This is a genomic window from Pseudoflavonifractor sp. 60 (assembly GCF_009911645.1).
Lineage (GTDB): Bacteria > Bacillota > Clostridia > Oscillospirales > Oscillospiraceae > Lawsonibacter.
This window is the reverse complement of record NZ_QWKI01000256.1, coordinates 1-719: the sequence shown is the minus strand read 5'-3', so window position 1 is coordinate 719 and position 719 is coordinate 1. Positions and strand designations below refer to the sequence as shown.

Sequence of the window (719 nt, the reverse complement as noted above, 5' to 3'; positions counted from 1 at the left end):
GGCGGTGAAGATATCATGCTTATTGACCACGATGTTGATCGGGCCCTTTTCCGTGCCGATGCTGCCGCCGTTCAGGTTCAGTGTGACAACCTTCAAAGAATCAGGCTGCATCCCTGAAGTGCCCGGCTCCGGGAGCTCAAGGACGGGGCGGAAGCCGATGGACTCGTTCGCATAACCGAACTCGTAGGATGACCAGTTGTAGTTCGAGAGCTGCCTCCGAAGCGCACGACGAGTCTCGTGCTGCATATCGGTGTCCTGCCCCCAGGAGTAAATATCCTTCCAGTTTTTGATATAATCAGGATTTTTGTCCAGGATTCTATCCCACTCGTTGCTTTCTGGCGACCCGCATACGCCTATAAAGTCGTCAATGCCTAGCTGACTCCCCGCCGACGGCGACCGCATGGTGTACATTATGTCGTTGCTGGGGTAGTCGCTTCCGAAAATAAAGTCGTACTTTGTGAACGACAATTCCGCCCAAGATACCGTATGTATCACATTGTAATCCGCGATAAACAGGCTGTGGTCGTCTTTAATGTTGTTGGCCTCTTCTTCAGTTATGGCCCTCGGGCCGTCCAGGCTGTAGGCGTTGATCGTCCTCGTATAGGTAAAGGACACCCAGTGGAGGGTTTCGTCCGGCAGGTTGGTATTTGCCTCTCCCAGCTCCAAAAGGCGCATCTTGGACAGGTCGAACCAGTAGGTGCCGCCGGGGGCGAGGTTAT

General features: G+C 53.8%; 1 pseudogene. It reads right to left on the bottom strand.

Annotated elements, in window-relative coordinates:
* Nucleotides 1–719, bottom strand: a pseudogene (locus D1646_RS21055) (cell wall-binding protein); the annotation flags it as partial.